The 24,797-nt window shown below is 57.6% G+C and carries 22 protein-coding genes; 15 read left to right on the forward strand and 7 right to left on the reverse strand.

The window, feature by feature from the left end; translation table 11 throughout:
* Window positions 1–178: 178 nt before the first annotated feature.
* From KHU29_RS08790 to KHU29_RS08830, 9 genes are all read left to right on the forward strand, one after another.
* Complete coding sequence (locus KHU29_RS08790; protein ID WP_211452431.1) at window positions 179–2,821, forward strand: DNA topoisomerase III; 2,643 nt, start codon at window positions 179–181, stop codon at window positions 2,819–2,821.
* Between the two features lie 183 nt (window positions 2,822–3,004).
* Window positions 3,005–4,183 (forward strand): pyridoxal phosphate-dependent aminotransferase, encoded by a 1,179-nt coding sequence (locus KHU29_RS08795; RefSeq protein WP_211452432.1) that lies wholly within the window; start codon window positions 3,005–3,007, stop codon window positions 4,181–4,183.
* 258 nt (window positions 4,184–4,441) lie between these two features.
* On the forward strand, window positions 4,442–5,398 hold the full coding sequence (locus KHU29_RS08800; protein WP_211452433.1) for a sugar ABC transporter substrate-binding protein: 957 nt from the start codon (window positions 4,442–4,444) through the stop codon (window positions 5,396–5,398).
* A 117-nt stretch (window positions 5,399–5,515) separates the two neighbouring features.
* Window positions 5,516–7,123: a sugar ABC transporter ATP-binding protein gene (locus KHU29_RS08805; RefSeq protein ID WP_211452434.1), complete on the forward strand. Its 1,608-nt coding sequence runs from the start codon at window positions 5,516–5,518 to the stop codon at window positions 7,121–7,123.
* Between the two features lie 43 nt (window positions 7,124–7,166).
* A complete protein-coding gene (locus tag KHU29_RS08810; protein ID WP_211452435.1) occupies window positions 7,167–8,132 on the forward strand; it encodes an ABC transporter permease in 966 nt (321 codons plus the stop codon).
* A gap of 55 nt (window positions 8,133–8,187) precedes the next feature.
* Window positions 8,188–9,180 carry a LacI family DNA-binding transcriptional regulator gene (locus KHU29_RS08815; RefSeq protein ID WP_211452436.1) on the forward strand — a complete coding sequence of 331 codons (993 nt, stop codon included), beginning with the start codon at window positions 8,188–8,190 and terminating at the stop codon, window positions 9,178–9,180.
* A 39-nt stretch (window positions 9,181–9,219) separates the two neighbouring features.
* Window positions 9,220–10,140, forward strand: coding sequence for a ribokinase (gene rbsK, locus KHU29_RS08820; protein ID WP_211452437.1), 921 nt, complete (start codon window positions 9,220–9,222; stop codon window positions 10,138–10,140).
* Between the two features lies 1 nt (window position 10,141).
* Window positions 10,142–10,534: a D-ribose pyranase gene (gene rbsD / locus KHU29_RS08825; protein WP_211452438.1), complete on the forward strand. Its 393-nt coding sequence runs from the start codon at window positions 10,142–10,144 to the stop codon at window positions 10,532–10,534.
* Between the two features lie 207 nt (window positions 10,535–10,741).
* Window positions 10,742–10,996: a DUF3717 domain-containing protein gene (locus tag KHU29_RS08830; RefSeq protein WP_211452439.1), complete on the forward strand. Its 255-nt coding sequence runs from the start codon at window positions 10,742–10,744 to the stop codon at window positions 10,994–10,996.
* On the opposite strand, the gene KHU29_RS08835 is transcribed toward KHU29_RS08830, so the two are convergent.
* The 3 genes from KHU29_RS08835 to KHU29_RS08845 form a co-directional block, all read right to left on the reverse strand.
* A complete protein-coding gene (locus tag KHU29_RS08835) occupies window positions 10,985–12,499 on the reverse strand; it encodes a B12-binding domain-containing radical SAM protein (RefSeq protein WP_211452440.1) in 1,515 nt (504 codons plus the stop codon). The two genes, KHU29_RS08830 and KHU29_RS08835, sit on opposite strands and share 12 nt — an antisense overlap.
* A 134-nt stretch (window positions 12,500–12,633) precedes the next feature.
* Window positions 12,634–13,311, reverse strand: coding sequence for an outer membrane protein (locus tag KHU29_RS08840; RefSeq protein ID WP_211452441.1), 678 nt, complete (start codon window positions 13,309–13,311; stop codon window positions 12,634–12,636).
* Between the two features lie 114 nt (window positions 13,312–13,425).
* On the reverse strand, window positions 13,426–15,057 hold the full coding sequence (locus tag KHU29_RS08845; RefSeq protein ID WP_211452442.1) for an ABC transporter permease: 1,632 nt from the start codon (window positions 15,055–15,057) through the stop codon (window positions 13,426–13,428).
* Window positions 15,058–15,190: 133 nt separating this feature from the next.
* On the opposite strand from KHU29_RS08845, the gene KHU29_RS08850 reads away from it, so the two are divergent.
* The gene (locus tag KHU29_RS08850; RefSeq protein ID WP_211452443.1) at window positions 15,191–16,267 is read left to right on the forward strand and encodes an ABC transporter ATP-binding protein; all 1,077 of its coding nucleotides are present in this window, start codon (window positions 15,191–15,193) and stop codon (window positions 16,265–16,267) included.
* Window positions 16,268–16,453: 186 nt separating this feature from the next.
* Here KHU29_RS08850 and KHU29_RS08855 read toward each other — a convergent pair whose 3' ends face one another.
* Entirely contained in the window at window positions 16,454–17,488 is a 1,035-nt protein-coding gene (locus KHU29_RS08855; RefSeq protein ID WP_211452444.1) for a Fe(3+) ABC transporter substrate-binding protein, read from the reverse strand.
* A gap of 228 nt (window positions 17,489–17,716) precedes the next feature.
* On the opposite strand from KHU29_RS08855, the gene KHU29_RS08860 reads away from it, so the two are divergent.
* The 3 genes from KHU29_RS08860 to phaP all read left to right on the forward strand — a co-directional run bounded on the left by KHU29_RS08860 (window position 17,717) and on the right by phaP (window position 20,384).
* Window positions 17,717–18,901: a patatin-like phospholipase family protein gene (locus tag KHU29_RS08860; RefSeq protein ID WP_211452445.1), complete on the forward strand. Its 1,185-nt coding sequence runs from the start codon at window positions 17,717–17,719 to the stop codon at window positions 18,899–18,901.
* Window positions 18,902–18,906: 5 nt separating this feature from the next.
* On the forward strand, window positions 18,907–19,725 hold the full coding sequence (locus KHU29_RS08865; RefSeq protein WP_246541725.1) for a M15 family metallopeptidase: 819 nt from the start codon (window positions 18,907–18,909) through the stop codon (window positions 19,723–19,725).
* A gap of 104 nt (window positions 19,726–19,829) precedes the next feature.
* On the forward strand, window positions 19,830–20,384 hold the full coding sequence (phaP, locus tag KHU29_RS08870) for a TIGR01841 family phasin (RefSeq protein ID WP_211452446.1): 555 nt from the start codon (window positions 19,830–19,832) through the stop codon (window positions 20,382–20,384).
* Window positions 20,385–20,427: 43 nt separating this feature from the next.
* Here phaP and KHU29_RS08875 read toward each other — a convergent pair whose 3' ends face one another.
* Complete coding sequence (locus tag KHU29_RS08875) at window positions 20,428–21,342, reverse strand: LysR family transcriptional regulator (RefSeq protein ID WP_211452447.1); 915 nt, start codon at window positions 21,340–21,342, stop codon at window positions 20,428–20,430.
* A gap of 137 nt (window positions 21,343–21,479) precedes the next feature.
* On the opposite strand from KHU29_RS08875, the gene KHU29_RS08880 reads away from it, so the two are divergent.
* Window positions 21,480–21,893, forward strand: a complete 414-nt coding sequence (locus KHU29_RS08880; protein WP_211452448.1) for a DoxX family protein — start codon at window positions 21,480–21,482, stop codon at window positions 21,891–21,893.
* A gap of 92 nt (window positions 21,894–21,985) precedes the next feature.
* Window positions 21,986–22,783, forward strand: a complete 798-nt coding sequence (gene ygiD, locus KHU29_RS08885; RefSeq protein ID WP_211452449.1) for a 4,5-DOPA-extradiol-dioxygenase — start codon at window positions 21,986–21,988, stop codon at window positions 22,781–22,783.
* Between the two features lie 28 nt (window positions 22,784–22,811).
* On the opposite strand, the gene KHU29_RS08890 is transcribed toward ygiD, so the two are convergent.
* Both KHU29_RS08890 and KHU29_RS08895 read right to left on the reverse strand, forming a co-directional pair.
* Complete coding sequence (locus KHU29_RS08890; protein ID WP_211452450.1) at window positions 22,812–24,041, reverse strand: phospholipase D-like domain-containing protein; 1,230 nt, start codon at window positions 24,039–24,041, stop codon at window positions 22,812–22,814.
* 11 nt (window positions 24,042–24,052) lie between these two features.
* Window positions 24,053–24,700, reverse strand: a complete 648-nt coding sequence (locus KHU29_RS08895; protein WP_211452451.1) for a MotA/TolQ/ExbB proton channel family protein — start codon at window positions 24,698–24,700, stop codon at window positions 24,053–24,055.
* Window positions 24,701–24,797: the final 97 nt, after the last annotated feature.

The raw sequence follows: 24,797 nt of genomic DNA on the forward strand, positions 1-24,797 counted from the left end.
GCGAGTTACTGCAATGAGTTTGCTGCGGGGTTTGCTGCTTGGTTTACTGATATATTACGGGTGATTTCCCGTTAGCAACTAAATTCACAGGCTGCCACTTACGTGCAAAAGCAAAACATGCGCTCTTTATCCTGCTTCTTATCCTGATTATGATGCGCGTAACTTTCGAGACAACACTATGAGCAAGACCCTCATCATTGCTGAGAAACCATCTGTCGCGAACGACATCGCGAAGACGCTCGGCGGCTTCACCAAGCACGATGAGTACTTCGAATCCGACGAATACGTCCTGTCCTCGGCGGTCGGCCATCTGCTGGAAATTGCCGTTCCTGAAGAGTACGACGTCAAGCGCGGCAAATGGACTTTCACCCATCTGCCGATGATTCCGCCGCACTTCGCGCTGAACCCGATCGCCAAGACCGAGTCGCGCCTCAAGGTGCTCAACAAGCTGATCAAGCGCAAGGATGTCACTGCACTGATCAATGCCTGTGACGCCGGGCGTGAAGGCGAGCTGATTTTCCGCCTGATCGCGCAATATACGAAAGCCAGGCAGCCGGTCAAGCGGCTCTGGTTGCAATCGATGACGCCGGGCGCGATACGCGACGGTTTCACCCACTTGCGTGAAGACAAGGACATGCTGCCGCTGGCCGACGCCGCCCGCTGCCGCAGCGAAGCAGACTGGCTGATCGGCATCAACGGCACGCGTGCAATGACCGCTTTCAATTCGAAAGAAGGCGGTTTCTATTTGACCACCGTCGGCCGGGTGCAGACACCGACCTTGTCGATCGTGGTCGAGCGCGAAGAGAAGATCAAGAAATTCGTGCCGCGCGATTTCTGGGAAGTGCGCGCCGATTTCGTCTGCGCAGCCGGTATCTACGAAGGCCGCTGGCTCGATACCGCGCACAAGAAGGATGAAACCGATCCGGAAAAACGTGCCGAGCGCTTGTGGAGCAAAGCTGCCGCCGAATCCATCGTTGCCGCTTGCCGCGGCAAGCTGGGCAATGTGCGCGAAGAGTCGAAGCCGACCACCTCGATGGCGCCGGCGCTGTTCGACCTGACCAGCCTGCAGCGCGAAGCCAACTCGCGCTTTGGCTTCTCCGCCAAGAACACGCTTGGCCTGGCGCAAGCACTGTACGAAAAGCACAAGGTGCTGACCTATCCGCGTACCGACTCGCGCCACCTGCCGGAAGATTACCTGAGCACCGTCAAGCAAACGCTGGAAACGGTCTCGGAGAACAATAACTATCAGCAGTTCGCTGCGCAGATCCTGAACAAGGGCTGGGTCAAGCCGAACAAGCGGATCTTCGACAACACCAAGATCAGCGATCACTTTGCGATCATTCCCACCACTCAGGCGCCGAAGAATCTGTCGGAGCCGGAACAGAAGCTGTACGACCTGGTTACCCGCCGTTTCATGGCGGTATTTTTTCCGGCCGCCGAGTTCCAGGTCACCACCCGCTACACCGAAGTGTCCGGCCATCAGTTCAAGACTGAAGGCAAGGTCATGACGAATCCGGGCTGGCTGGCGATCTACGGCAAGGAAGCCGCGGATGAGAAAGATCCGGAAAACAGCGGCACGCTGGTTGCCGTGGCCAAGGATGAAAAGGTCAAGACCGACAAGATTACCGCCAACGGTCTGGTCACCAAGCCGCCCGCGCGCTACACCGAAGCGACGTTGCTGTCGGCGATGGAAGGTGCGGGAAAACTGCTGGACGATGGCGATCTGCGTGAAGCCATGGCCGGCAAGGGCCTCGGCACGCCAGCCACGCGCGCTGCCATCATCGAAGGTTTGCTGAACGAAAAATACCTGCTGCGCGAAGGCCGGGAAATGATGCCGACCGCCAAGGCATTCCAGTTGATGACTTTGTTGCACGGCCTCGGCGTGGACGAGCTGACCGAGCCAGAGCTGACCGGCGAATGGGAACACAAGCTGTCACAGATCGAGCGCGGCACCATCAGTCGTGAAGAGTTCATGCGTGAAATCGCGCAGCTGACCCAGATCATTGTCAAGCGCGCCAAGGAATACGATAACGACACTATCCCTGGCGATTACGCTACCTTGCTGGCGCCATGTCCGAATTGCGGCAGCGTGGTCAAGGAAAACTATCGTCGCTTCGCTTGTACCAAATGCGAATTCTCGATGAGCAAGACACCGGGCAGCCGTCAGTTTGAAATTCCTGAAGTCGAGGAATTGCTGACCAACCGCACCATCGGTCCGCTGCAAGGCTTCCGCTCGAAGATGGGCCGGCCGTTTGCCGCGATCCTGAAAATCAGCCGTGACGAAGAGATCAAGAACTTCAAGCTGGAATTCGATTTCGGCCAGAACGACGGCGAAGGCGAAGATGGCGAGGGCGTCGATTTCACCGGCCAGACCGCGCTTGGCCCATGTCCGAAATGCGCCAGTGGCGTCTATGAAATGGGCTTGGCTTACGTCTGCGAAAAATCCGTAGCCAAACCGAAAGCTTGCGATTTCCGCAGCGGCCGCATCATTCTCCAGCAAGAGATCTTGCCGGAGCAAATGGTCAAGTTGCTCAACGATGGCAAGACCGATTTGTTGCCCGGCTTTATTTCGCAACGTACGCGCCGGCCGTTCAAAGCTTTCCTGGTCAAGGGCAAGGATGGCAAGGTCAGCTTCGAGTTTGAAGAGCGCAAAGCCAAGGCGCCAGCCAAGGGCAAGGCAAAAGCGGCTGTAGTCGAAGGGGAAGATGGCGAAGCAGCGGTGGTAGCGAAAAAACCGGCAGCCAAGAAGCCGGCGGCCAAGAAACCGGCAGCTAAAAAGGCGGCGCCAAAGAAAGTGGTCGCCAAGCGCAAAGCCGCATAAAGCTTGATCTACGTAGGGTGGGCACGCATGCCCACGCGTGACCGCGATAACCGGAGTACGGACCTAAGTGGCGCGGAAGCAGGGATGTAGGTAGATGGTGTGAGTTCCGCGTGGGCATGCGTGCCCACCCTACATCATCTTTCGGCTACACTTGCTTGTCGCTTTCGCTCACCGGATATTGCCATGCCTTTGGATCATCCTGCCGTTGCCCGCGCCGTGGTGCGCCAACTTGAAGCTTCGCGTATCCGCGAGGTCGCCAACGTCGGGATGGGCCGCGACGATGTATTGCCGTTCTGGTTCGGTGAGCCGGATCAGGTGACCCCGAGTTTCATTCGCGACGCGGCCAAGGCCGGGCTCGATGACGGTGACACGTTCTACACCCACAACTATGGCATCCCGCCTTTGCGCGCTGCTATTGCCAGTTATTTATCTGCTCTGCATCAACCGGTAGACGCCAGCAGGATAGCGGTTACTTCCTCCGGCGTATCGGCGTTGATGGTGTTGTCGCAGCTGATTATCAACCCCGGAGACCGGGTGGTGGCGGTAACGCCGCTGTGGCCGAACGTTGCCGAAATCCCGAAGATCCTCGGCGCCGAAGTCGTGCGGGTGGCCCTGCAGTTCGGCCAGACCTGGGAACTCGATCTGCAGCAATTGCTGGACGCCTTGACGCCGGACACCCGCGCAGTCTTGCTGAATTCGCCGAATAATCCGACCGGCTGGGTCATGCCGCGCGAGCAGCAGGAAATCGTCCTGGCGCACTGCCGCCGGCACGGCATCTGGATTGTTGCCGACGATGTCTATGAGCGGCTGGTGTATACCGAGCAGGCCGATGCGCCGCAGTGTGCGCCATCCTTCCTGGACATCGCCGCTGCCGACGACCGGCTGATTTCATCCAACAGTTTTTCCAAGTCCTGGCTGATGACCGGCTGGCGGCTTGGCTGGCTGGTGGCGCCGCCGACGCTGATGACGGATATCGGCAAGCTGATCGAGTACAACACTTCTTGCGCGCCGGGGTTCATACAACGCGCCGGCGTCGTCGCCATCGAGCGGGGCGATGAAATCATCGGCAGCACGGTGGCCCGTTATCGTGCAGCGCGCGACTTCCTGTATCAGCGCTTGAACGCCTTGCCGGGGATTACTGCGCCACGGCCCAAGGGCGCGATGTACCTGTTCTTCCGCGTCGACGGCGTCGACGATAGCCTGGAGTTGTGCAAGCAACTGGTGCGCGATGCCGGACTGGGCCTGGCGCCGGGCAATGCCTTCGGTCCTGAAGGCGAGGGCTATGTGCGCTGGTGTTTTGCCAGTTCCCTGGAACGTCTGGAAGATGGCGTGCAGCGCCTGGAACGCTATCTGTCGGCCTGATTACACCCGGCTTAAAGATCAAAAATTTATCCAAATGAGCCTCCCGGACAGTTTTATTATCGTTTTATTAAGCAATGCGGCGACCTTGAATTTTCCCCGGATCTGGTGCTATCATCAAAAAAACGCGCAAACGTTTGCGCGTTCCAAATGATGGCATGCCGATCCGAACGGATATGCCGTCCGACAACGCGTTTAATAACCGCAGTTAATAAACGCAGTTAATAAACGCAGTTAATAAAAACTCTCTGGAGACTGTCGATGAATACCCGTATCCGCCTCAAGCTGATTGCTGCCACCGTTCTCGTCTGTGCATTGCCTTCTCTGCCTGCCATGGCGCAGACCGCAGCCAAACCTAAAGTGGCACTGGTGATGAAATCGCTGGCCAATGAATTTTTCCTGACCATGGAAAACGGCGCCAAAGAACATCAAAAAGCCCACGCCGCGCAATATGACCTGATTGCCAACGGCATCAAGGACGAACAAGACACCTCGAACCAGATCAAGATCGTCGAGCAGATGATCGTTTCCAAGGTCAACGGCCTGGTGATCGCTCCCGCCGATTCGAAAGCACTGGTGCCTGTCATCAAGAAAGCTATCGACGCCGGCATCATCGTTGTGAACATCGACAACAAGCTGGATGACGCCGCGCTGAAGGAAAAAGGCATCACGGTGCCGTTCGTCGGTCCGGATAACCGCAAGGGCGCCAAGCTGGTCGGCGACTACCTGGCCAAGCAGATCAAGCGCGGCGACAAGGTCGGCATCATCGAAGGCGTGTCCACGACCATCAATGCACAGCAACGCACGCTGGGCTTCCAGGACGCCATGAGCGCAGTTGGCGCGAATGTGGTTGGCGTGCAATCCGGCCAATGGGAAATGGCGCCGGGGAACCAGATTGCGGCCGCCATGCTGAATGCGCATCCGGATATCAAGGCATTGCTGGCTGGTAACGACAACATGGCCCTGGGCGCGGTTGCTGCGGTCAAGGCTGCCGGCAAGACCGGCAAAGTGCTGGTGGTTGGCTACGACAACATCAACGCCATCAAGCCGATGCTGAAAGATGGCCGCGTGCTGGCGACAGCCGATCAGTTTGCTTCGCAACAAGCGGTGTTCGGCATCGAGACGGTATTGAAGGCGATTACCGACAAGAAAGCCCAGAACACGCTCGGCGGCACTGTTGAAACCAAGGTCGCGCTGGTGACGAAAGACAGCAAGTAATTAACGTAACTGCGCAACGTAATTGCGGGACAGGGTCAAGGAGCCGCCAAGCCAAGCGTGTGGCGGATCACCCTGTCCCCAATCAGCTTAAGTAAAGCTGTCATGGTGGAGGACAGAATGTCCAACGAATTCATTGCGGCGCACCAGTCTGAGGTGCGTGCCGCTGCATCTGCAGTTCCCTTATTAAGCTTGACCGGAATTGGCAAGACCTACGTCGAACCGGTATTGAGCGATGTCTCAATCAGCATCAGCCCGGGTCAGATACTGGCCCTGACCGGTGAAAACGGCGCAGGCAAAAGCACGCTGTCGAAAATCGTCTGCGGCCTGGTAGATGCAACCACGGGCAGCATGCTGCTTGACGGCCAGAATTATCAACCGGATTCGCGTAAAGAAGCCGAGCATCTCGGCATCCGCATGGTGATGCAGGAACTGAACCTGATTCCAACCCTGAGCATTGCCGAAAACCTGTACTTCAACCAGCTGCCGCATCGCTTCGGCTGGATCGACAAGACCGCGCTGGCGCAGGCTACGCGAGTCCAGATGGCGGCGGTAGGCATGGCCGATATCGATCCCTGGACGCCTGTCGGCGAGCTGGGCGTGGGTCATCAGCAAATGGTGGAGATTGCGCGCAACCTGATCGGTAGCTGCCGCTTGCTGGTACTCGACGAACCTACCGCCATGCTGACCAACCGCGAGGTCGAATTACTGTTCACGCAGATTGCGCGACTGCAGTCGGAAGGCGTCGCCATCATCTATATCTCGCATCGGCTGGAAGAGTTGAAGCGGGTTGCCGACCGCATCGCCGTATTGCGCGATGGCCAGCTGGTATGCGACGACGCTATCGGCGGCTACAGCACAGACGCGCTGGTGCAACTGATGGTCGGCCGCACTGCGGAAGCCGAGCTGGATCTTGGCCATCGCACTATCGGTGCACCCTTGTTGCGCGTGCGCGATATCGGCCGCGGCGCGGTGGTAGCACCTACCTCATTCGATTTGCGTGCCGGTGAAATTCTCGGTGTTGCCGGCTTGATCGGCTCTGGCCGTACCGAATTGCTGCGCCTGGTTTTCGGTGCGGATCGCGCCGATCAGGGTGAAGTATTCATCGGCGATCAAACGCAAGCGGCGAAAATTTCATCACCGAAAGAAGCCATCGCAGCCGGCATCGCCATGATCACCGAAGACCGCAAGAGCCAGGGCTTGCTGCTGTCGCAATCGATCGGACTCAACACCACGTTGGCCAAGTTGTCTTCCGTCAGCAAGCTCGGAGTGCTGGATCAACAGGCGGAAGCCGAGGTCGCCGACGATTACATCAAGCGCTTGCGGATCCGCTCGCGCAACGGCCTGCAGGCGGCGGGAGAACTTTCCGGCGGTAACCAGCAGAAGGTGGTTATCGCGCGCTGGCTATATCGCGATTGCCCGATCATGCTGTTCGACGAGCCGACCCGAGGCATCGACATCGGCGCCAAGTTCGATATCTACAAATTGCTGGCCGAATTGTCGCGGCAAGGCAAGGGGCTGTTGATCGTTTCCAGCGACCTGCGCGAACTGATGCTGATTTGCGATCGCATCGCAGTGATGAGCGCCGGCAAGCTGGTCGACACCTTCGAGCGTGGCGAATGGAGCCAGGAGAAGATTCTGGCGGCGGCGTTCAGCGGCTATGTGAATGGCAATGGAAACGGCAGCGGCAGCACTCCTGCAGATTCGACAACCGCGCAAACCGCCTGAAGCGCACAGCAATAGCGCGCCGCAATCAACATAATAGAAAATCATGACAACTCTCTCTTTTACCCGAAGCATGTCCGGCCTGAAGAATTACCTGGGCCTGATCGGCGCGCTGCTTGCGATGTGCGTGCTGTTCTCTTTCTTAAGTGAAAATTTCCTGACCGCTGCCACGTTTACTACTTTGTCGAACGACATTCCGACGCTGGTGGTGATGGCGGTCGGCATGACCTTTGTATTGATCATCGGCGGTATCGATCTTTCGGTTGGTTCAGTGATGGCGCTGGCGGCTTCGGTGCTGTCGATGGCAATGGTGCGCTGGGGCTGGCCTTTGTTTGCAGCCGCTGTGCTGGGCGTGTTCGTGGCCAGCCTTTGCGGCATGGTGACCGGTTTGATTTCGGTCGGCTGGCGGATTCCTTCGTTCATCGTCTCGCTGGGTGTGCTGGAAATGGCGCGCGGCCTGGCTTATCAGGTCACCAATTCGCGCACTGAATATATCGGTAGCGCAGTGGACGGTATCAGCTCGCCGATCTTGTTCGGCATGTCGCCGGCCTTCCTGTCGGCCATCGTGATCGTCATCGTTGGTCATCTGGTATTGACCAAGACCGTACTGGGACGCCACTGGATCGGCATCGGCACCAATGAGGAAGCGGTGCGTTTGTCTGGGATCAATCCACGTCCTAGCAAGGTGCTGGTGTTCGCACTGATGGGTTTGCTGGCTGGCGTTGGCGCGCTGTTCCAGGTGTCGCGGCTGGAAGCGGCCGATCCGAATGGCGGCGTCGGCATGGAGCTGCAAGTGATCGCGGCGGTGGTGATCGGCGGCACCAGCCTGATGGGCGGGCGTGGCTCGGTGATCAGCACTTTCATCGGGGTCTTGATTATCTCTGTGCTGGAAGCGGGGCTGGCGCAAGTCGGCGTCAGCGAGCCGATGAAACGCATCATCACCGGACTGGTAATTGTTGCAGCGGTGGTACTGGATACTTATCGCCGCCGCGGTGAGCGTTCTACGCACTAATCCAACCATAAGTTATGTAAGCTACGGCTCCGCAATCAGCTATTGAGTAAATAATATGGCAACCATCAAGGATGTGGCGCGCACGGCCGGAGTCTCATACACCACGGTTTCGCACGTCCTGAACCAGACCCGCCCGGTCAGCGACGATGCCCGCGCGCGGGTGCTGGCGGCGGTGGAGTCGCTGGCCTACGTGCCGAGCGCGCTGGCGCGGTCTTTGAAAAGCAAGGCCACCGGCAGCATCGGCCTGATTATCCCGAACAACACCAATCCGTATTTTTCCGAAGTGGCGCGCGGTATCGAAGACAGTTGTTATGCCGCCGGCTACAGCGTCATCTTGTGCAATTCCGATGACGATCCAGCCAAGCAGCGCGACTATCTGAACGTGCTGCTGACCAAGCGTTGCGATGGCCTGATCGTGGCTACGCTGGCGCAAACCGATGGCGAACTGCTGCGCAAGATGAAGGTGCCGACCGTGCTGCTGGATCGTGCGCCGAAAGACATGGCGATCGATCTGGTGGCGGTCGACAATGCGGCCGGTGGTGCGTTGGCGGCTGCGCATCTGCTGAGTTTGGGGCGCCGCCGCATCGCTTGTATCGGCGGCCCGCAAGACATCGCTATTTCCCGTGAGCGGATTGGCGGCTTGCGCCAGACTATGCTGGCTGCAGGAGTCGAACTTTCGGAGTCATTACTGGCCTACGCCGATTTCACCAGCGCCGGCGGTTATCTGGCGGCACGCAGCCTGCTGGCATTGCCGCAAGCACCGGATGCGATTTTCTGCTGTAACGATCTGATGGCGATCGGTGCTTTGCGTGCTGCGGCGGAGCGCGGCATCGCGGTGCCTGACGCGCTGGCGGTGGTGGGTTTCGATGATATCGACCTGGCGCAGTTTGTCCATCCGACCTTGACCAGTGTGGCGCAGAATACACGCAGGCTGGGACAAATTACCGCCGAATGCCTGCTGCAGCGGATTGCAACGCCAGACCGTCCCTTGCAACGGATTTCGATCGCTCCAGAACTGCACATCCGCGACTCGACTGTAAAGTCGTGACAGCTTGAATTTTAGTCACCTTTATTTTTAAGAATACACATGATCGTCATCATCGGCAGTATCAACATGGACCTGGTGCTACGCGTGCCGCGCATGCCGCATCCCGGTGAAACCTTGTCCGGCGGCCGCTTCCAGACCATTTCCGGCGGCAAGGGCGCGAATCAGGCAGTCGCTTGCGCGCGCCTCAGCGCCGATAGCGTGAAGGTGGCGATGATCGCCTGTCTGGGCGACGATGCATTCGGCGTAGAACTGCGCGCCGCATTGCGCAACGACGGCATCGACGACAGCCATGTCAGCACAATAGCAGGCGAAGCTTCAGGCGTGGCCTCGATCCTGGTCGATGCCAGTGGTCAGAACAGTATCGTGCTGGCCGCCGGCGCCAATGACGCGCTGAGCCCGGCTCATATCGACGCCGCACGCAATTTGATCGAACAGTCGCGTATCGTCGTGTTGCAGCTGGAAACGCCGCTTGCCACGGTGCGTCATGCAATCAAGCTGGCGCATGAACTCGGCAAGATCGTGGTATTGAATCCGGCGCCGGCGCCGACGCTGGCGTTGCCAGCCGATTTGCTGGCGCAAGTGGAATACTTGATTCCGAACGAAATCGAGGCTGCCATGCTGGCCGGCTTGAGCGCCGCCAGCCTGGATAACGATGCTGCAATCGAAGCGGCGGTCGCAAAATTGCGCACTAATGGCAGCGCCAACGTGCTGGTCACGCTGGGTGAGAAGGGCGTCTATGCGGCGTTATCGTCCGGCTCCATCCATTTTGCCGCGCAGCCGACCAAGGCGCTCGATACTACCGCCGCCGGTGATACCTTCATTGGCGGTTTTGTCGCCGCGCTGGCCGAAGGCCGCAGCGAAGCTGACGCCATCGCCTTCGGCCAACGCGCGGCAGCCTTGAGTGTGGCGCGCATCGGTGCGCAAACCTCGATTCCTTATCGTCACGAACTGGAAGCTTGAGATGAAAAAAAGCCCGCTATTGAATATCGCTCTGTCGCAACTGATTGCATCGCTCGGCCACGGCGAAAGTATCGTGATAGGCGATGCCGGTTTGCCGGTGCCGCCCGGCGTGCCGCTGATCGATCTGGCGTTGACGCGCGGGGTGCCCGGCTTCATCGTGACCTTGCAAACGGTATTGACTGAAATGCAGGTTGAACATCATGTGCTGGCCGACGAGTTGCCGCTGCACAGCCCGCAACTGGCGCAACAGATCGACGCACTTGGTCTCGCCGACAAACGCACGTTGTCGCATGCCGATTTCAAGCGTATGACGCAGAGCGCCAAAGCCGTTATCCGCACCGGCGAGTTCACGCCTTACGCCAACATCATCCTGGTGGCTGGCGTGGTCTTTTGAGGAGATGATGGTCGTATGGCAGGTAAAATACAGGTACACTCTAAAAAAATGCCGTCATCTCCCGCGAACGCGAGGATCCAAATTACGATATTAAATGGCAAATAATATGGATTCCCGCGTGCGCGGGAATGACGGGGTCGCCTAGACGGGGTCGCCTAGACGGGGTCGGCTAGACGGAAAAGAGTTTATTTGATATCGCCAAAGCCCATGAATATCTCAATGCCCGAACTGGAACAAGCGATTAATTACTGGCGCCTGCAACGGCCTGCGGTAGGGGAAGAATGCGCATTGTCACCCGAGGTCAATGCGCTGGCCGACGTATATGCGTTGATGATCATCAATCACAGCAGCAGCGTCGCGCTGGCCTCCATGGGCAGCGTTGCGCAGCAACTGATCGGCGCGTGGCGCCAAACCATGCTGGATGTCAGCACCAGCAACGTTACCAACCAATCAATGGGCTAGATGCCGTGCCTGGCGCTTAGGTGCAACCAGACCTTCAGGTTTGACCGCGAGCTGCGGTAACTCCGTTTGCTTGGGCGCTTTGCCTGCATAGTCGGTGCTGAGCACGGCGTTGACCGCACTCTCGCTCATTCCCTGCAAGCGCAGCCACTGGCCGACCAGGCCCGCCAGCCGATCCAGAGCGATCCGATGGGTGGCATCGGTCTTGCCGTATAGCCAGTCGGAAAACGCCATGAAATTATCGAACGGCGTCTCGCCCAGCAAGATCGGCAGCGTGTGGGCGAAGCGGCCTGAATTGGCCACCAGGTCCCAGTAACGCGAGAACCGTTGCAGGCGTTGCATGGTCGGGAAATCGATCTTGCTGGTCGCCAGGATGGTATAGGGCGGATGCGGATCGAAGATCAGGCCGTAGGGTTCGGTATGGCGAATGATCGGCGTACCGCGCAGGCGCTTGAGGATGCCGAACTGGATTTCATGCGGCTGCAGTTCCACCAGGCGATCGAAGCCACGGGCGAAACTGGCGACATCTTCACCCGGCAGGCCGGCGATCAGGTCGACATGCAGATGCGCCTGCGATTGCTGAATCAGCCAGCGAATGTTCTCTGCGGCTTTTTCATTGTTTTGCTTGCGGCTGACCAGCGCCTGCACTTCCGGATTGAAACTCTGGATACCGATTTCGAATTGCAGCGCGCCGGGCGGGAATTGCGCGATCGATTCCTTCAAGGCATCCGGCAAATGATCCGGCACCAGCTCGAAGTGGGCAAACACCGGATCGTCGGGATTGGCGGCCAGTTTGTCGAGAAAGAATTGCAGAATCTTGAGGCTGGTCTTGACGTTCAGGTTGAATGTGCGGTCGACGAATTTGAACAGCCGCGCGCCGCGCGCATACAGCGATTCCATCTCAGCCAGGAAATTATCGAGGGCGAAAGGCCATGCAGTCTTGTCCAGCGCCGACAAACAGAATTCGCATTTGAACGGACAGCCGCGCGAGGCTTCCACATACAAGGTGCGATGGGCGATGTCATGGTCGCTGTACAAGCTATATGGCAAGACGATATCAGCCATCGGCGGCTGTACGCCGACATGGATTTTCATCAGCGGCTTCGGGCCATGCAGGATCTGCCGGCATAACTGCGGCAAGGTAACGTCGCCCCAGCCGGTCACCAGGTAATCGGCGAGCTGGACGATTTGTTGTTCTGCAGATTCGTAGGATACTTCCGGTCCGCCCAGGACGATCACCATGTCCGGCGCCACCCGTTTCAGCATCGCCACCACCTTGGTGGTTTCCTCGATATTCCAGATATACACGCCGAAGCCGACAATGGTAGTGCCGGTGCTGGCCTTGTGCGCCAGCAGTTTTTCGACGATATCGGTGGTTTTGGCGCCGATGACAAATTCATGTAGCTGCGTGGCGTCACGCAGATCGCCCATGTTCGCTTGCAAATAGCGCAGCCCGAGAGAAGCGTGGGAGTAACGCGCGTTGAGCGTGGACAGCAAGATGGTCATAATTGGCTAGCGGAAAGATTGGCGGCGGAAACTGCAGAATGCGCCATTTTACGCCCCAATCTCTGCAGGCCGGCCAATCAGCAATTTCGCTTTGCAGCGAAATTGGAAATCTGATTGCTCAGCCGATAAGGAAATTAAAAACGGGCACGCAGCTCCAGGAACAGATCTCGTTGGCTCAATTTGCCGTTCAGCTGTTCATCGCGGGCAAATGCTACATTTTGGAAGTTGTTGTAGCCGGTCTTGATATTGCCCAGGTTGACATAGCGATAGCCGACGCCGAGCGTGACAGTTTTATTCACATGATAATCGGCACCCAAACCAAGGCCGTAGGCAAAGTTGGTTTGTGATTTCCGGTCGAACGGGCGTCCCGGATTACCTTGGAAACCATCGGCCTTGATCATTGCCAGACCAGCGCCAACCGTGCCGTACAGCGATACCTGGTTGTTCAGAGGGAAATCCTTGTAGCCGTTGATCATCAAACGTTGCGACGAGGTTTCCATGTGCTGGACGTTTGCGCTGAAAGGCGACCAGAAGCTGTTGAATTGTGATTTTTGCGGAGTCGTGTATTCCGCTTCGACGCGCCAGTTGTCTGGCAACGCATAACCCAGAGCGATAGAACCGCCACCGCTGCGATCGGTGCCTGGTCCGGAGAGCATTTGTTGTGCACGGACGCTATACGGCTGTAGATTCGTAAGGGACTGCTGCGCACTGAGAGCCTTGACGGATACGTAGGCATTGTCAAGACTGTTCGCGTGTACGGTGGAGGCGAAGAGGCCGGTTACGGTCAAGGCAAGTAGAATTCGGCGATGCATTATTTTCCTTAAAGATGTGATTATTAAAAAGACAATATTAAGTTTTAAATAATACATTGCTTATGATTGTTTTGACAAGTGCGGGGAATTTCGCGGGTGTTTTTAAGACGTTTCCTATTCGCGCCGGATTAATGCTTTAGTTACCAACAATACCGGGATCAGTCCCACCGCAACAATGGTCAGTGCCGGCAGTGCCGCTTCACCAAGCCGCTCGTCGCGCGCCAGATTGTGGGCGATCACCGCCAAGGTGTCGGTGTTGAACGGCCTTAACAACAGGGTGGCAGGCAACTCCTTGACGACATCCACGAACACCATCAGGAACGCGGTCGCCATCGAGCGCCACAACAGCGGTGCATGCAGGATGCGGGCGATGCGCCAGCCGCTGCTGCCGAGGGTGCGCGCCGCTTCATCCAGAGTAGCCGGGATGCGGGCGTAGCCAGCCTCGATCGATTGCACCGCAACCGCGCTAAAGCGCACCAGGTAGGCGTACAAGATACCGAGCGAAGTGGCCGTCACCAGAATCCCGACCTGGTTTTGTGGCGCAATCGCTTGCAGCCACGCCAACGGCAGCAGGATGCCCACCGCGATCACGGAGCCGGGCACGGCATAGCCCATAGCCGCCATGCGTGTCACCAGGCGCAGTATCCAAAGTTTGACTGGTGGCAGATGACGCGTTCGTTGCACATAGCTGAGCGCCAGCGCAACCGCTACCGCCAGTATTGCGGCGATGGCGCCGAAGCGGAAACTGTTCCAGGCCCAGCCAGCATAACGCAGCAGATCGACGCCCTGATTCAGGTAAGGATCGTCGCTTTGATGCAGGAATTCGCTCCACATCAAACGCAGCAGGATCAGTACCGGCAAGATGAAGCCGAGTACGATCGGCAAGCCGCAGATCAGCCATGCCAGCAGGCGCTGGCCGCCGCGCAAGGCAGTGAGCCGGGTTTCCTGCGCATCGCTGCGTTGTCCGCGCACGCTGGAAAAGCGCAGGCGCTGCTGGCCCTTGCGTTCGACCCACAGCAACAGTGCGACGATAGCCAGCAATACAGATGCCAGTTGCGCCGCCGCCATGTGACTGTCCATGACCAGCCACGCCTTGTAGATGCCAGTGGTGAAAGTGCTCAAGCCAAAGTAGGCGCCAACGCCATAATCGGCCAGCGTTTCCATCAACGCCAGCGCAGCGCCGGCCATCAGTGCCGGCCGCGCCAGCGGCAACGCCACGCGACGGATGCGTGCAGCTAAAGGCGTGCCGAGCAGGCGCGCGGCTTCCATCAGATGCACTCCGCGTTCGTTCAAGGCATTGCGCGCCAGCAGGTAGGTGTAGGGATAAAGCGTAAAAATGAACAGGAAGATAGCGCCGGGCAGGCTGCGTATTTCCGGCAGCCGCAAGCCCGGGATGAGTTGGCGCAAACTACTTTGCAGCAAGCCGCTGTATTGCAGGAAATCGGTATAGGCGTAGGCCGAGACATAGGCCGGCATCGCCATTGGCAGCAATAGCGCCCACTGGAAAAAACGACGGCCGCGGAATTCGAACAGGCTGACCGTGACCGCGGTGGCGGCGCCGACCACCACGACGCCGATAGTAACCGCCAGCGCCAGCCAGGCGGATGTGCCCAGGTAAGCCGGCAACACCGTCTGCATCTGTTGCGAGAGCAGATCAAGCGCCGCGGCATCCAGTTGCAGCCAGGCGACAACGATACCGAGTATGGGAACAGCGATCAACAGTGCGATTAGGGCTATCAGTGGCATGTGTACGGAAGAAGGGAAATGCTGGATTTAAATGAGAGTGCTGTAAACTAGTTAGAGAACTTCGACTTGAACGGCAGGCAAGCGTTCATCCCGAGCCAGCCGAATTGTAACCAGCACCTTGCACTCTATCCCCATGTTCCTTACTCTCGATCAAATCAATGTCAGTTATCCAGGCGCGCCGGCGCCGGCGGTGCGGGCCGTATCGCTGCAGCTTGCGGCCGGCCAGCTCGGCGTGCTGATCGGCCCCTCGGGCAGCGGCAAGACCACCTTGCTGCGTTCGATTGCGGGCCTGGAACAACCGCAGAGCGGCACGATCGCCCTGGACCAGGTCGTGCTGGATGGACCGCAAACCAGGGTCGATGCCGAACAGCGCCGCATCGGCATGGTGTTCCAGGATTTTGCCTTGTTCCCGCACCTGAACATTGCGGGCAACGTCGGCTTCGGTTTGCATAACATGCCGCGCCAGCAACGCGTGCGGCGGGTTGAAGAAATGCTGGCCCTGGTCGGCCTGGAAGGTGCGCAGGAAAAATATCCGCATCAATTGTCGGGCGGCCAGCAACAACGGGTGGCCTTGGCGCGGGCTCTGGCGCCGGAGCCGCGTTTGCTGCTGCTCGATGAGCCTTTTTCCAGCCTGGACATCGAGTTGCGCGAGCGTCTGGCGCAAGACGTGCGGCAGATTCTGAAGCAGGCCGGCATTACGGCGCTGATGGTGACCCACGATCAGCTGGAAGCCTTCGCCATCGGCGATGTGGTCGGTGTAATGCAGCACGGCCATCTGCAGCAATGGGCGACGCCTTACGATTTGTATCACCGTCCGGCGACACGCTTTGTCGCCGATTTCATCGGCCACGGGGTGTTGGTGCCGGGCCGCCTGGTCGACAGCGGCGGCCGGCTGGCGGTATCGACGATATTGGGCGATCTGCAGGATATCAGCGCGACGGTGTTGCAGGCGCTCCAGGTTCATGGGCGCGATCCGTTTGACGTATTGCTGCGTGCGGATGATATCGTGCATGACGATGCTTCCCCGTTCAAGGCGCGGATCAAGCGCAAGTCTTTCCGCGGCGCGGAATTCTTATACACGCTGCAACTGGCGAGCGGCCAGGAGTTTCTGGCATTAGTGCCGTCCCATCACGATCATGCGATCGACGAGTGGATCGGCATCAAACTGGATGTAAGTCACGTAGTGACCTTTCCCTTATCAATTGCATGACTTTTTGAATAGATAATCATCATGGCGCAATATATTGTGGTCGGTTTGGAGTTTAGCGTGGTACTGCTGGTAGGCCTGGCGATCTACATGATCAGGAAAAAATAGACCGTTCGCGGATAGGAAAAAAGGCCGACGCAGCGCGCGTCAACCTTATTGATGTTCCAGTCTTTGTATCTCCTTAGTGCCTTATTTGTAGCCGGCGCGGTCCAGCAATTGCTGCACCTTCTGCTGGTTGCGGCCAACTGCCGAGACGTCGATCACTTCTGCCTTATAAGGGCCGAGCGCATCCAATGCCGGATTGCCGCTCTTGACACCTTTGACTGCCGGCGATTCATTATTGCCTTCGGCGAAATAGCGCTGGGCATCGTCGCTGGACAGGTACTCCAGGAACTTGACCGCCGCTTCACGATGCGGCGCATGCTTGGCGACGCCGGCGCCGGCGATATTCACGTGGGTGCCGGTGGTTTTCTGGTTAGGCCAGATCACGCCGACCTTCTTCATCACTTCGATATCGTCCGGTTTGCTCGATTTCATCAGTCGCGCAACGTAGTAGGAATTCGAAATCGCCACGCCGCATTCGCCGGAGGCGACCGCCTTGATCTGATCGGTATCGCCACCGACCGGAGAGCGCGCCTGGTTGGCAACATAGCCTTTCAGAAGCGCTTCGGTCTTGGCTTCGCCGTGATGCTCCAGCAAGGAACCGAACAGCGACACATTGTAAGGATGCGAACCGGAACGGGTGCACAGCTTGCCTTTGTTCTTCGGATCGGCCAACGCTTCGTAGGTTTCGACATCTTGCGGCTGGATATTTTGCTTGTTGTAGACGATCACGCGAGCGCGGGTCGAAAAGCCAAACCATTGCGATCCCTTGCCGTCATCCTTGCCGCGCAGGTTGACCGGAATGCGTTCTTCGAGGATTGCCGATTTCACCGGCTGGAACAAGCCGTCGTTTTCTGCCCGCCACAAACGCGCCGCATCCACCAGCAAAATCACGTCTGCCGGGCTGGCAGCGCCTTCGCTTTTCAGACGGGCGATGGTGCCGGCGTCGTCACCGTCGACACGGTTGATCTTGATGCCGGTGGTTTTGGTGAAGTTGCCATACAGCGCTTCGTCGGTTTGATAATGGCGTGCGGAATACAGGTTCAGCACTTGATCCTGCGCGACGGCAGTGGCTGAACTGGCGGCCAGAATGGCGCTGGCGATGATAGAGCGCAAAAGCATGGAAAACTCCTCTTTTGATGATGGAAATGGTGGTTTATTGCCAGTAACAAATTGTTACATTTAAGGCGGGCTTACTATAACACAAATGAGAATCGTTACTGTTTATGGAGGCTTGATGACTGCCCGGTGACCACTCGATGACGGCTTGATGACATATGCGCAGCCGACGTTGCCGCTTGGCGCGATCGGTTAATATGGTTGCTCTTCCCAATACAAGATGGGTATCAAATGAGCAATAAGACCACTTCCAAAGTAAACATCCGCACCAAAACCAAAGCCGAGTCCGTCACTCCGCGGGTGGCGCTGGTGTTGCAGGGCGGGGGCGCGCTGGGGGCGTATCAAGCCGGGGTTTATCATGCGATGCACGAGAACGGCCTGACACCGGACTGGGTGGTGGGCACTTCGATCGGCGCCATCAACGCCGCCATCATCGCCGGTAATGAACGCGATCTGCGCTTGTCGCGGCTCAAGGAGTTCTGGGAGCTGGTCGGCCATGGCGACCTGATGGATATGAGTAAAGTCAGCGATAGCGCACGCCATTTCAACACCTGGTGGACTACGAACGACGTCACCACCCGTGGCGTGCCGGGATTTTTCTCCCCGCGCTCGCCGAATCCCTTCATGCTGGGCTGGCCGGTGCCGCCAGAGAAAGCCAGTTTTTACGATACCACCCCGCTGGCTGAAACGCTGGGACGCCTGGTCGATTTCAAATATCTGAATGCTCCCGGCGGCATGCGCCTGACAGTCAGCGCGATGAAGGTGGCTTGCGGTAGCCTGGTCAATTTCGATTCCCTGGAGCGGCCGATCGGGGTTGAGCACATCATGGCCAGCGGCGCCTTGCCGCCCGGTTTTGCGCCGGTACGGATAGACGGCGATCTGTATTGGGACGGCGGTCTGTATTCGAATACGCCGCTGGAGGTGGTGCTGGACGATGAATCCAAGACCGATGCCGATGGCAACACACTGTGTGTCATGGTGGATTTGTGGCGTGCAAACGGTCCTGAACCGGAGACCCTGGACCAGATCACCAATCGTCAGAAAGACGTGACCTTTGCTTCACGTTCAGAGCGTCATATCGAAAATTATTTGCGCATGTATCAACTGCGGCGAGCCGCGAAAGCGCTGTATGACAAGCTGCCGCCGGCGTTGCGCAGCAAGGCCGACCTCAAAGAGTTCGCGGGCTTGAACGACAACAGCACGATTCACATCGTGCGCCTGCGTTACAGCGGCCACGACTGGAACATGCCATCCAAGGACATCAATTTTTCGCGCGGCTCGATCGAATGGCGTTGGGAACAAGGCTACGAAGATGCCATGCAGGCTGGCGAGCGGATCCGGGCCAACGGCGAGACCTTTGGCAATTCCGACGCCGGCCTGGTGGTGCATGAACTGGTCATGCCACCGGTGAGCTGATGCCGATGGCGCCGCTGTCCATTCCTGCCGCTGTGTTGCGTCTGCCCATGCTGCTGGTGCTGCCGGTATTTCTGCTGCTGACCGGCCCGGTGCAGCATGCGCATGCACAATCCGGCGTTTCCGGGCTTGATGCCGGACAATGCGCGATCGTAAAGCAGCACGTGCTGCAGTCCGGCGCGCCGGTCGATTGTCCGCAGCTGCAAATAGTGCGTTTCTCGTATGTCGACTTTGAGCAGGTACCTCACGACAACGGCGAGATCATGGTGATGGCCGCAGTTGCGCCGCAGGTGAAAGCGCTGTTCGACGAACTTTTCAAGCGTCGTTTCCCGCTTGCGCAGGCCCGCCTGATGGAGCATTATCAAGGCAACGACGACGCATCGATGGCGGAAAATAATACCTCGGCCTTTAACGATCGGCCGATTACCGGCGGCGGCGCAGTGTCCCTGCATGCCTACGGTTTGGCGATCGATATTAATCCTTTGCAAAATCCGTTTGTGCTGCGCGATCCTCAAGGTCGGCTGAATTACAGCCCGCCTGCGGGTCAGGCATATGGCAAACGGGTCGCAAGCCGGCCTGGAAGCAGTGAACAAATTGTGGAACTATTCGCGCAGCATGGCTTTCTGATTTGGGGGGGCGATTGGAAAAAACCTGTCGATTACCAGCATTTCCAGGTCGGCCGCAAGCTGGCCGAACGGATGGCGAAACTGCCGGTACCGCAGGCGCGCCAGCTGTTTGAAAGTACGCTTGTTGCCTACCGCGCTTGCCGTACAGGTCATGGCGGCAAGCCGAAAGCCAGGAAGGTTTGTGCAGCAGCAGATAGTTAGAATATTGTCAGATTTGGCGGGAGGCAGAGGTACATTTTGCTTGTAGAATGTGCAATATTGCCATGTTGATAGCAATAGATGATTTGTTCACACAGGAGAAGGCCATGTTTTCGTTTCATGAAAAGTTTGCCGAAGCAACCAAAGCACATTTTGAAGCCCAGTTGGCATTGCTCAATACCCTGACCGCAAAAACTTTCGAGGGTGTTGAAAAAGTCATCGAACTCAATCTCAATGCCGCCAAGTCTTCAATGGGAGAATCAGGTGAGGCTACCAAGCAATTGCTGAGCGCCAAAGACCCGCAGGAATTCCTTAACATCTCGGCCGCGCAAGCCAAGCCGCAGGCCGAAAAGGCAGCAGCCTACGGCCGTCACCTGGCCGGTATCGCATCCGGCACCCAGGCTGAATACACCCGTGCGGCAGAAGCACAAGTCGCAGAAACCAGCCGCCGGATCAATGCCTTGATAGAAGAAGTCAGCAAGAACGCGCCAGCCGGTTCGGAAAACGCGATCTCGATCTTGAAATCGGTGATCAGCAATGCCAACGCAGGTTATGAACAGCTGACCAAGAACGCCAAGCAAGCCGTGGCGACCTTGGAAGCCAATCTGAACAACGCGAGTGAGCAAGTGGCCAAAGCTACCGCGCCCAAGAATAAAAAGTAGGGCAGGGAAACAATAAAGCAAAGGCCGCAAATGCGGCCTTTATTCATATTGGCAGAGCCCGGTCCCAAGCTGGCATTTCGCCGAATTGCTGCGCCAGGAAATCGACAAAGGTGCGCACCTTGGCCGACAAGTGCTGACGGCTCGGATACACCGCATGAATCGCCAGCGCATCGCCATGATAGTCAGTCAGGATCGGCACCAGGCGGCCGTCGCGGATCGCATCGCCGATGATGAAGGTCGGTTGCCGTATGACGCCCATGCCGGCAACCGCCGCCGCCAGCAGCAGATCGCCGTTATTGCAATGCAAGCCGCCGCTGATGCGTACCATGTGGATCTTGCCGTCGCGTTGCAGGCGCCATTCATTGTCCGGTAGCGTGTAAGCATAGGTCAGGCAAGTATGCCGGGCCAGGTCGTCGGGATGCTGCGGTATGCCGTGCTGCGCAAGATAGGCTGGTGCGGCGCAGGTCAGCACACGTGCGGGAGCCAGTTTGCGCATCACCAGGCTGGAATTTTGCAATCTGCCAATGCGTATCGCCAGATCGAAACCTTCCTCGACCAGATCGACAATCCGGTCCGATAAAGTCACATCCAGTTCGACATTGGGGTAGCGTTGCGCATACAGCGGCAGCAGCACACCCAGATGATTGACGGAAAAAGACACCGGTGCATTGATGCGCAACACGCCGCTCGGATTGGCGGCATGCATGCCGGCCGCCAGCGTGGCTTGTTCGAGATCGGCCAGCACCTGCTTGCAGCGCTCCAGATAAGCGCTGCCGGTATCGGTCAGGCTGATGCGGCGCGTGCTGCGATTCAACAGGCGCGCGCCCAAGTATTCCTCAAGGTCGGCGATATGCCGCGTCACCGACGGATTCGACAGGTTCAGGATGCGTGCCGCGCCCGACAGGCTGCCGGTTTCGGTCACTTTGACAAACACCTTCATGGCTTCGAACAGATTCATCGCAGCGCCTTATTATTCTGGATTCCGGAAATGGTATTTCAATAAAACTCTATTTTTCTTTCCATTGCAAGAATATATAGTCAAACAGGATCTACAAATTCTCCTGGTTTTTAACCATTTCTTGCGAAAGTACTATCATGAATACCACCAATCCAGGCAACCCAAGCATTTACGCCGCCACTTTGCTTAGACTTACCTTAGGCATCGCACTTTTGGCGCATGCTTACCTCAAGGTTTTCGTTTTCACTTTACCGGGCGCTGCCGGTTTCTTTGCCAGCCAGGGATTTCCGGCCTGGTCGGTCTATCCTGTGGTGGCGGTTGAAGTGCTGACCGGGATTGCCATGGTGCTTGGCCTGCAGGCGCGGATTGCCGCAGTAATTTCGTTGCCGGTACTATTAGGTGCATTATCGGTACATGCCGGCAACGGCTGGGTTTTCACCAGCCCTGACGGCGGCTGGGAATATCCGGCATTCATGGTGGTCACCGCCATTTCAGTTGCCTTGCTGGGTAATGGCGCGTTTGCGCTGGGCTCGGCCAAGGCCGACAAGTAATCTGAGAAGTAACCTGAGAAACACGCTTATAAACACGCTTATAAACAAGCTTATAAACAAGCTTATAAACAAGCTTATTGAAAGAGATCAAGATGAGCTCCAATGCCACCCGCATGCCGGCGATTTTTTTCGGTCACGGCAGCCCGATGAATGCACTTGAAGACAATCGCTACACTGACGCATGGGCCCAGTTGGGCGCCAGCGCAGCGCGGTTGCAGCCGAAAGCGATCCTGTCGGTGTCCGCACATTGGTACACGCGCGGCACCGGCGTCACCGCGATGGCGCAGCCGAAGACCATCCACGATTTCGGCGGCTTTTCGCAAGCGCTGTTTGATGTCCGTTATCCGGCGCCGGGCGATCCGCAGCTGGCAGCGCAAGTGCGCGATCTGCTGGCGCCGATAGCGGTTACCATGGATCAATCGTGGGGACTCGATCACGGCACCTGGTCGGTGCTGGTCAAAGCCTTTCCCAACGCTGATGTACCGGTGATACAACTAAGCATCGATGCGACTCAGCCGGCGCAGTTCCACTTTGACCTGGGGCGCAAACTTGCCGTATTGCGCGAACAGGGTGTGCTGATCATCGGCAGCGGCGACGTGGTGCATAACCTGCGCTTGATGAGCCGCAGCCAAGACGCGCCGGTGCATGGCTGGGCCCAACGGTTCAATGACCATATCCGCGAGAGCCTGGTGAGCGGCGATATGCAATCGGTGATCGACTATGCCGACCAGGGGCAGGATGCGCAATTGTCAGTGCCGACGCCAGAGCACTATCTGCCTTTGTTGTACGTCGCCGGCGCCAAGCAGGATGACGAAACGATTTCGATTGCGGTGGATGGCATCGATATCGGTTCTATCAGTATGTTGACCGCTGTGGTCGGCGCTGTCTGAAGCTAGCTGAGATCAGGCGCAAACAGGATTATTCCTTGCCCTTCACCGGTTTGGGGTAATCCTTCATCACATCGATCGGCTGCGCATATGCCGAGTCCCAGGTCTGCCGGTGCAACTCCGCGATCCGTTGCGCCATCTTCTCATTGCGCAGCACGATTTCCAGGTTGCGCGAATTGTCCAGATAGCCGCCACTCCAGTTACTAGTCCCGATCCATGCCAGTTGGCCATCGATAGCCATGGTCTTGCTGTGGATTACGCGGGCGAAAGGAATGAAGCCGGTACTGGCTTGCGGCAGTGTGACGATCCGGATTTCCATCCCAGGGAGCAGCGCCAGGCTTTTCAAATAAGCGATCGCCGGTTTTTCGGCATTCCAGTTCGACACCATCAGCTTGACCTTGACGCCGCGCGCGAGTGCCGCGCGAATCGCATTATCAATTACCGCGTAATAAGGACGTGTGCGCTTCGAACCGTAGCTTAACGGTGCGTAGTCGAGCAACTGGATCAGGACTTCGGATTTGGCCGCCGCCAGCAGTTTCGGTAATTCCGTTTCCGAATCGCCGACGCCGGGCGGGTTAAAAGCGTTCGGGCTGGCCACCAGGAATGTCGCTTGCCGGTCATTGGCTGCCACCGCGCCTTGATTGAGTTTTGGTACTTCCTTGCCCCGCGTAATCAGTTCCTGCGCACGCCAGTCGTGCTCGAAAATATTTTGCAACTGGCTGACAACCACTGCGTCAGTGATGCGCAAGCCGGTCTCATGAATGTGGACAAACGAGCGCCAGTCGAAATTCTGGCTGCCGACGTAGGCGGAGCTGCCATCGACCACCATATATTTCGCGTGGATGATGCCGTTGCCGGTCAGCTTGGAATAATCGAGATAACGGAATTCCAGATTGGGAATCTGTTTGAGCCGCTCGATGGTGGGCATATCGGAAGCGAATTTTCCTTTTTCTTCCATCAGGAAACGGATCTTGACGCCGCGCGCGCCGGCTGCGGCAAGCCGTGCAATCACCTGCTCGAATGCGGCGCCGGGCTGGCTCGCCACATAAAACTGGCCCAGCACGATCTGCTGTCTGGCGGCGTCGAACATCTCGCTCCAGACTTGCAGCGGTTCCCGCAAATCTGGCGTTGCCAACGTGGTTTCCACCGGGGCAGTGTGCACCAATTCATAACCGGGGATGCCGAATTCGGCATGGGCGCTGGCGGTGCAACCGAGCAGGATTGCTACCGATGCGATCAGCGAATTGTTCAATTTATGCATTTCAATCCTGGTCAGGCGAGATGTAATTTGCCGGATTCTGCCGGTGTCGGTTTCATGTCGCGTTCAATCACGCGGCCAACGCAGGCACGCAGCATCAATACTTTTAAATGATCGTTGATGCGTTCGATCCGTTCCTGGAACATATTAAAGAAAAACATGCCGACCACCGCGATGCCGATACCCAGCGCTGTCGCGTACAAAGCGGTGCCGATGCCCTGCGACACTTGGCCCGGATCGGATACACCGGATACCGCGAGTGCTTTGAAAGTATCGATGATACCTAGAATCGTGCCGAGCAGGCCGAGCAGGGGAGCTGCGGTGACGATGGTATCCAGGATCCACAACCGGTGCTGCACTTCGCCGCGGTTGGCGATGTACACCGATTCGCTGAAATCTTCCAGGTCCTTGTCACTGGTCAGCTGATGTTTTTCCGCCAGGATGTCGGACACCAGCGTCAGCGGCAAGCTGGCACGGGATGTCAGGGCGGCTGGTAGTTCTTGCACGTGCTGCACGGCGTGCGTCATGGCTCTTTCCAGGCCGATTGCCTGGCGCAGCGTGTAGTTGAAAAACAGTCCGCGTTCGACAATCACGAATATCGCCAGGGCGGCACAGGCGTACATCAGATAGAAAGCGAGCTCGTGGAATAATTGCATGTTCATGGTGACCTCTCTGCGCACGAATGCACGTTTGTTGCAGCGGCGGATCCGACTCAGGATCCGCCGCCAGGGATTGCAGTTCAAGAATTACTATTACCCG

The organism is Collimonas antrihumi, from assembly GCF_018304965.1.
GTDB lineage: Bacteria > Pseudomonadota > Gammaproteobacteria > Burkholderiales > Burkholderiaceae_D > Collimonas > Collimonas antrihumi.

What these genes read in the sequence shown, in the direction of transcription:
- KHU29_RS08810 (WP_211452435.1), top strand. Translation starts at nt 7,167, where the DNA reads ATGACAACTCTCTCTTTTACCCGAAGCATGTCCGGCCTGAAGAATTAC.
- KHU29_RS08850 (WP_211452443.1), top strand. Translation starts at nt 15,191, where the DNA reads ATGTTCCTTACTCTCGATCAAATCAATGTCAGTTATCCAGGCGCGCCG.
- KHU29_RS08895 (WP_211452451.1), bottom strand. Translation starts at nt 24,700, where the DNA reads ATGAACATGCAATTATTCCACGAGCTCGCTTTCTATCTGATGTACGCC.
- KHU29_RS08875 (WP_211452447.1), bottom strand. Translation starts at nt 21,342, where the DNA reads ATGAATCTGTTCGAAGCCATGAAGGTGTTTGTCAAAGTGACCGAAACC.
- KHU29_RS08840 (WP_211452441.1), bottom strand. Translation starts at nt 13,311, where the DNA reads ATGCATCGCCGAATTCTACTTGCCTTGACCGTAACCGGCCTCTTCGCC.
- rbsK (WP_211452437.1), top strand. Translation starts at nt 9,220, where the DNA reads ATGATCGTCATCATCGGCAGTATCAACATGGACCTGGTGCTACGCGTG.
- KHU29_RS08835 (WP_211452440.1), bottom strand. Translation starts at nt 12,499, where the DNA reads ATGACCATCTTGCTGTCCACGCTCAACGCGCGTTACTCCCACGCTTCT.
- KHU29_RS08815 (WP_211452436.1), top strand. Translation starts at nt 8,188, where the DNA reads ATGGCAACCATCAAGGATGTGGCGCGCACGGCCGGAGTCTCATACACC.
- phaP (WP_211452446.1), top strand. Translation starts at nt 19,830, where the DNA reads ATGTTTTCGTTTCATGAAAAGTTTGCCGAAGCAACCAAAGCACATTTT.
- KHU29_RS08790 (WP_211452431.1), top strand. Translation starts at nt 179, where the DNA reads ATGAGCAAGACCCTCATCATTGCTGAGAAACCATCTGTCGCGAACGAC.
- KHU29_RS08860 (WP_211452445.1), top strand. Translation starts at nt 17,717, where the DNA reads ATGAGCAATAAGACCACTTCCAAAGTAAACATCCGCACCAAAACCAAA.
- KHU29_RS08830 (WP_211452439.1), top strand. Translation starts at nt 10,742, where the DNA reads ATGAATATCTCAATGCCCGAACTGGAACAAGCGATTAATTACTGGCGC.
- KHU29_RS08845 (WP_211452442.1), bottom strand. Translation starts at nt 15,057, where the DNA reads ATGCCACTGATAGCCCTAATCGCACTGTTGATCGCTGTTCCCATACTC.
- rbsD (WP_211452438.1), top strand. Translation starts at nt 10,142, where the DNA reads ATGAAAAAAAGCCCGCTATTGAATATCGCTCTGTCGCAACTGATTGCA.
- ygiD (WP_211452449.1), top strand. Translation starts at nt 21,986, where the DNA reads ATGAGCTCCAATGCCACCCGCATGCCGGCGATTTTTTTCGGTCACGGC.
- KHU29_RS08795 (WP_211452432.1), top strand. Translation starts at nt 3,005, where the DNA reads ATGCCTTTGGATCATCCTGCCGTTGCCCGCGCCGTGGTGCGCCAACTT.
- KHU29_RS08805 (WP_211452434.1), top strand. Translation starts at nt 5,516, where the DNA reads ATGTCCAACGAATTCATTGCGGCGCACCAGTCTGAGGTGCGTGCCGCT.
- KHU29_RS08800 (WP_211452433.1), top strand. Translation starts at nt 4,442, where the DNA reads ATGAATACCCGTATCCGCCTCAAGCTGATTGCTGCCACCGTTCTCGTC.
- KHU29_RS08855 (WP_211452444.1), bottom strand. Translation starts at nt 17,488, where the DNA reads ATGCTTTTGCGCTCTATCATCGCCAGCGCCATTCTGGCCGCCAGTTCA.
- KHU29_RS08880 (WP_211452448.1), top strand. Translation starts at nt 21,480, where the DNA reads ATGAATACCACCAATCCAGGCAACCCAAGCATTTACGCCGCCACTTTG.
- KHU29_RS08890 (WP_211452450.1), bottom strand. Translation starts at nt 24,041, where the DNA reads ATGCATAAATTGAACAATTCGCTGATCGCATCGGTAGCAATCCTGCTC.
- KHU29_RS08865 (WP_246541725.1), top strand. Translation starts at nt 18,907, where the DNA reads ATGGCGCCGCTGTCCATTCCTGCCGCTGTGTTGCGTCTGCCCATGCTG.